At 68.7% G+C, this 5,727-nt stretch carries 7 protein-coding genes; 1 reads left to right on the plus strand and 6 read right to left on the minus strand.

The genetic code is table 11. The features are described from left to right. Together ON39_RS21805 and ON39_RS48215 are read right to left on the minus strand one after the other, a co-directional pair. Positions 1-881: MATE family efflux transporter (locus tag ON39_RS21805; RefSeq protein WP_040737157.1), on the minus strand; the 881-nt coding region annotated here is incomplete at its 3' end. Between the two features lie 152 nt (positions 882-1,033). Then, a complete protein-coding gene (locus ON39_RS48215) occupies positions 1,034-1,315 on the minus strand; it encodes a hypothetical protein (protein WP_146251134.1) in 282 nt (93 codons plus the stop codon). Between ON39_RS48215 and ON39_RS21815 the strand changes: the two genes are divergently transcribed. After that, positions 1,314-1,691 (plus strand): hypothetical protein, encoded by a 378-nt coding sequence (locus ON39_RS21815; protein ID WP_040737150.1) that lies wholly within the window; start codon positions 1,314-1,316, stop codon positions 1,689-1,691. The genes ON39_RS48215 and ON39_RS21815 overlap by 2 nt on opposite strands. Before the next feature lie 333 nt (positions 1,692-2,024). On the opposite strand, the gene ON39_RS21820 is transcribed toward ON39_RS21815, so the two are convergent. From ON39_RS21820 to infB, 4 genes are all read right to left on the minus strand, one after another. Then, entirely contained in the window at positions 2,025-3,026 is a 1,002-nt protein-coding gene (locus tag ON39_RS21820; RefSeq protein ID WP_040737152.1) for a DHH family phosphoesterase, read from the minus strand. A 13-nt stretch (positions 3,027-3,039) separates the two neighbouring features. After that, positions 3,040-3,483, minus strand: coding sequence for a 30S ribosome-binding factor RbfA (gene rbfA, locus ON39_RS21825; RefSeq protein WP_040737153.1), 444 nt, complete (start codon positions 3,481-3,483; stop codon positions 3,040-3,042). 24 nt (positions 3,484-3,507) lie between these two features. Then, entirely contained in the window at positions 3,508-3,798 is a 291-nt protein-coding gene (locus ON39_RS21830) for a DUF503 domain-containing protein (protein WP_040737155.1), read from the minus strand. A 76-nt stretch (positions 3,799-3,874) separates the two neighbouring features. Then, positions 3,875-5,727, minus strand: a 1,853-nt coding sequence (gene infB / locus ON39_RS21835) for a translation initiation factor IF-2 (protein WP_218006176.1), incomplete at its 5' end; no start/stop codon positions are given.

Consider the following 5,727-nt stretch of genomic DNA (forward strand, 5'->3'; position numbering starts at 1 on the left):
AGGGTCTGCGCGGCGATGGCGAGCGAATCCAGGGCCAGCGCAAGGAAATTCCAGAGCTGCAGGACCAGCTGGTGCGCGGCGACCGACGCGGCGCCGAAGCGCGCGGCCACCGCGGCCGCCGAGACGAAGCACGCCTGGAAGGCGAGGCCGCGGGCGATCAGATCGCGGCCGAGGACCAATTGGGCGCGCATCACCGACCAGTGCGGCGCCAGCGAAACACGCTCGCGCACCAAGGCTTTCAGAAACAGCCCGGCCATCACCAGCTGCCCCGCCACATTCGCGACGGCCGATCCGGGTAGCTCCAGCCGCGGCGCCCCGAGCAGCCCGTGCACCAGCACCGGGCACAGCACACCCGAAACCACCAGTCCCGCAATGACATAGCCGAGCGGACTGCGCGTCTCCTGCACCCCGCGCAGCCACCCGTTGCCCGCCATCGAGATCAGGATCAGCGGCACCCCGAACAGCGCGATCCGCACCCAGCTCAACGCCTCGTCCGCGATATCCCCGCCGCCGGCTATCGCGCCGGTCAGCGGCACCGCGAAGAGCTGAACGAGCACCAGGATCAGCGCACCGGCCACGATCGCCAGCCACGTCGCCTGCACGCCCTCGGCCACCGCGCCGCGCTCGTCCCCCGCGCCGTGCCTGCGCGCGGCCCGCGCCGTCGTGCCGTAGGACAGGAACGTCAACTGCGAACTCACCTGCGCCAGAATCAAACCCCCGACCGCGAGCCCCGCCAGCGCCAGCGCGCCGAGCCGCCCGACCACCGCGAGATCGAACAGCAGATAGATCGGCTCGGCCACCAGCACCCCGAGCGTCGGCAGGGCCAAGCCCAATATGCGCCGCGGACCCGCCTGCGCCGCCCGGCTCGACGCCTCGGGCACGGCGAGCGAACCCTCCTCGACTCGCGGGACATCCGCACCACCGGCACTCGTCGAACTCACCACACCTCCCCGTAACCACCGACAAACCTGACCACCCCGAGACCTTGCCACGAGGTACCGACAAACCGCCGCACCGCAGCAGGAGCGAGCGACTACGCCCCGGTCGACGCGGCCAACGACACCGCGACCGCCACGGCCGACCGGCCCACAGTCCACCCGACCGACCACACCACGACCACCACGGCCGACCGGCCCACAGTCCACCCGACCGACCACACCACGACCACCACGGCCGGACACCCCACAGTCCACCCGACCGACCACACCACGACCACCACGGCCGGACACCCCACAGTCCACCCGACCGACCACACCACGACCACCACAGCCAGCCACACCACAGTCCACCCCACCGGCCACGCCACGCTTGGCATGGCCGACCACACCGCGATCGACCTGGTCAGCCGCACCGCGATCGACATGATCGACCACACCGCCGACCGCTCGATCGGCCATGACTCGATCGACCCGCTCACTCCAGAGCGGCCGGCAAGCGGCGACAAGCTCATCAGGCCTGCTGTAATGGCTAGCCGCGCGACGCTCGACATGAACGACAACACCGCCGACGGCATGATCGACCACGTCACGATCGGCCCACTCACCCGAACGGCCGACATGACCAACCACGCCGCGATCGACACGATCGGCCGCGTTAGGGTCGACAAGATCCGCCACATCGTCGAGACGGCGAGATCGGCCGCGCCCCCTCGCCCGAGTGCGGCCGGCAACCCGGCGATGAGCTTGTCGTAACCGACAGCCGCACCAGGATTCAACATGATCAACCAGACGGCCGACCACTTGCTCGACCGCGCCACGATCGGCCCGCTCACCCCAGCGCGGCCGGTAACCCGGCGATGAACTCGTTGGACCTGCCGTAACGATCAGCCGCACCAGGATTCGACAGGATCGACCAGTCAGCCAGCCGCTTGCTCGGCCGCGCCACGATCGGCCCGCACACCCGAGCGCGGCCAGCAACCCGGCGATGAACTCGTTGAGCATGCCGTAACCGACCAGCCGCACCAGGATTCGACATGATCAACCAGACAGCCGGCCGCTTGTTCGGCCGCGTCTCGATCGGCCCGCTCACCCCAGGGCGGCCAGCAACCCGGCGACCAGCTCGTCGGGCCTGCCGTACGCGGTGTACCCGGCGGCGAAGCGGTGACCTCCGCCTCCGAGCGCGCTCGCCACCTCCGCGACGTCCACCCCGTCGTCCGCCCCGGCCCGGCTGTCGCGGGCGCGCAGTGACACCGTCCACCGGTCCCCGCCGGTGCTGGACTCCTTGAATACCGCGGCGATGCCCGCCTCCGAGGTGGTGCGCACTATGTCGATGACGCTCTCCGCCTCCTCCGAACTCACGCCGGCGATGTCGTCGAGCCGCACGAACGCGTACACCAGCCCGAGGCCCCCGCATACCGTCGGCACCAACTGCGCGGTGCCGAGCACGCGCGACAGCATGGTCAGCCACCCGAACGGATGGGTGTCCAGCAGCGCCCGCGCGATCTCCGCGCTGTCGATGCCGGTGGCCAGCAGCCGCTCGGCGAGCTGGTGCGTGCCGGGCCGGATCCAGCGGAACGAGCCGGTGTCGGTGAGCAGGCCGGCGTAGAGACAGTGCGCCACTTCGGGATCGATCGGCACGCCCCACACGTCGAGCAGCCGCACGATCAGGCTGGTCGTCGACTCGGCGCAGGCGTCGACCACGTTGATCGAGCCGAACCGGGTATTGGACCGATGGTGATCGATCACCAAAGTCTGTGCGGCCCCGGGCATTCGATCGGCCAGCGCGCCGAGCCGGCCCGCGCTGCCGCAGTCCACCGCGATCAGCAGATCGACCTCGGCGGGCACGTCGGCGGGCGCGACCAGGTGGTGCACGCCGGGCAGCGAGCGCATCGACTCGGGCAGCTCGGCCGGTTCGGCGAACGACACCCACACCGGGGTGCCGCGCCGATGCAGGATCAGCGCCAGCGCGAGACCGCTGCCGACGGTGTCGGCGTCCGGTTGTACATGGCAGACGATGGTGACCGAACGGGCGGTGTTCAACGCCTCGACGGCGGATTCGAGGTCGACCGCGTCCCGCATTGTCGTCATCGTCTACCGCATGTCACTCGGCGTCGTCGCGTTCGACCTTGTAGGGGTCGGCGTCGCCCGCGTGCCTGGCGTTGGCGGCCACCTTCGCCACCTCTTCGTCCGCGGCCCTGGCCCTGGCCAGCAGCTCTTCCATGTCCTTGGCGACCTCGGGCACCTTGTCGAGCACGAACGCCAGAGTCGGCGTGAACTTCACACCGGTGCCCGCGCCCACCTTCGAGCGCAGCACCCCCTTGGCCTTCTCCAGGCCCGCCGCCGCGCCCTGATAGTCCGGCTCGGCGTCCAAGGTCTCGCCCATCACCGTGTAGTACACCGTCGCCTCGCGCAGATCACCGGTGACCTTGGCGTCGGTGATGGTCACGAAACCCAGCCGCGGATCCTTGATCTCGTACTCGATCGCGGTGGCCACGATCGAGGAGATCCGCTTGGCGAGTCGGCGTGCCCTGGCTTGATCCACCATGGCTGAACCTTCCTCACTAGATAGTCAGTCTTCGGGTCCGAAGATCCTGCGGCGCACTGCCAGCAACTGTAACTCCGGACGTGCCGCGACGTGCCGCTCACAACGGTCGAGTACCTCGGTCAGGTGATCCATACCGGAACTGACCATGGCGACCCCCAGCAGCGAGCGTCGATGGCGGTCGTGCTCTCCCCCCTCGGCGGCACTCACGCCGAAGCGCTGCAGTTCGGCCAGGATCGGCCGGATCACCGAGCGCTTCTGCTTCAACGAGTGCACGTCTCCGAGGAGAAGGTCGAACTCGAGTGCCCCCAGGAACAACTACACACCTCTTTGTGTCGTGAAGCCCGAGCTCACACGGCACGCCGGGCGAAACCCGGCGTGCCGTGCGGCGAACTCAGTCGCGCGGCTTCTCGCGCAGCTCGTAGGCCTCGATGATGTCGCCTTCCTTGATGTCGTTGTAGGTCAGCGTCAAACCGCATTCGAAGCCCTCGCGGACCTCGGTGACGTCGTCCTTTTCCCGCTTCAAGGAGGAGATGGTGACGGTCTCGGCGACCACCACGTTGTCGCGGAGCAAGCGCGCCTTGGCGTTGCGCTTGACCGAACCCGAGGTGACCATGCAGCCCGCGATGTTGCCGACCTTCGACGAACGGAAGATCGCGCGGATCTCGGCACGGCCCAGCTCGACCTCTTCGTAGATCGGCTTGAGCATGCCCTTGAGGGCCTTCTCGATCTCGTCGATGGCCTGGTAGATCACCGAGTAGTACCGGATGTCCACGCCTTCGCGGTTGGCCAGCTCGGTCGCCTTGCCCTCGGCCCGGACGTTGAACCCGATGATGATCGCGTTCGACGCCGACGCCAGGTTGACGTTGGTCTCGGTGACGCCACCGACACCGCGGTCGATGACCCGCAGCCGGACCTCGTCGTCGATCTCGATCCCGAGCAGGGCCTCTTCGAGGGCCTCGACGGTACCGGAGTTGTCGCCCTTGAGGATCAGGTTGAGCTCCGAAGTCTCCTTCAGCGCGGCATCCAGATCTTCCAGGCTGATCCGCTTGCGGCTGCGCGCGGCCAGTGCGTTGCGCTTGCGCGCGTTGCGACGGTCGGCGATCTGGCGCGCGATCCGGTCCTCGTCGACGACGAGCAGGTTGTCACCGGCGCCCGGCACCGACGTGAAGCCGATGACCTGGACCGGTCGCGACGGCAGCGCCGCGATGACGTCCTCGCCGTGCTCGTCGACCATGCGCCGGACGCGACCGTAGGCGTCGCCCGCCACGATCGAGTCGCCGACGCGCAGCGTGCCGCGCTGGATGAGCACGGTCGCCACCGGGCCGCGGCCGCGGTCGAGGTGCGCCTCGATGGCGACGCCCTGCGCGTCCATGTCCGGGTTCGCCCGCAGGTCCAGCGCCGCGTCCGCGGTGAGCAGGACGGCCTCGAGGAGCGCATCGATGTTGATGTTCTCCCGCGCGGAGATGTCGACGAACATGGTGTCGCCACCGTATTCCTCGGCGACCAGGTTGTACTCGGTCAGCTGCTGCCGGATCTTGTCCGGGTTCGCGCCTTCCTTGTCGATCTTGTTGACCGCCACCACGATCGGCACGTCGGCCGCCTGCGCGTGGTTGATCGCCTCCACCGTCTGCGGCATGACGCCGTCGTCGGCGGCGACCACCAGGATCGCGATGTCGGTGGCCTTCGCACCGCGGGCACGCATGGCGGTGAACGCCTCGTGACCCGGGGTGTCGATGAAGGTGATGAGCCGATCGGTGTCGCCCAGATGAGTCATCACCTGGTAGGCGCCGATGTGCTGGGTGATGCCGCCCGCCTCGCCCTCGCGGACATTGGCCTTGCGGATCGTGTCCAGCAGTCGGGTCTTACCGTGATCGACGTGGCCCATGACGGTCACCACCGGCGGACGCTGTTCGAGATCGTCCTCGCCGCCGGCGTCCTCGCCGTAGGTGAGGTCGAACGACTCGAGCAGCTCGCGGTCCTCGTCCTCGGGGCTGACCACGTGCACGACGTAGTTCATCTCGCTGCCGAGCAGCTCGAGGGTCTCGTCGTTCACCGACTGGGTCGCGGTGACCATCTCGCCGAGGTTGAACAAGGCCTGTACCAAGGCGGCCGGATTCGCGTCGATCTTCTCCGCGAAGTCCGACAGCGAGGCGCCGCGGGCGAGACGGATGATCTCGCCGTTGCCGCGGGGCAGCCGGACGCCGCCGATGGCGGGCGCCTGCATGCTCTCGTACTCGGCGCGCT

The sequence above is a fragment of the Nocardia tenerifensis NBRC 101015 genome (assembly GCF_000308715.1).
Lineage (GTDB): Bacteria > Actinomycetota > Actinomycetes > Mycobacteriales > Mycobacteriaceae > Nocardia > Nocardia tenerifensis.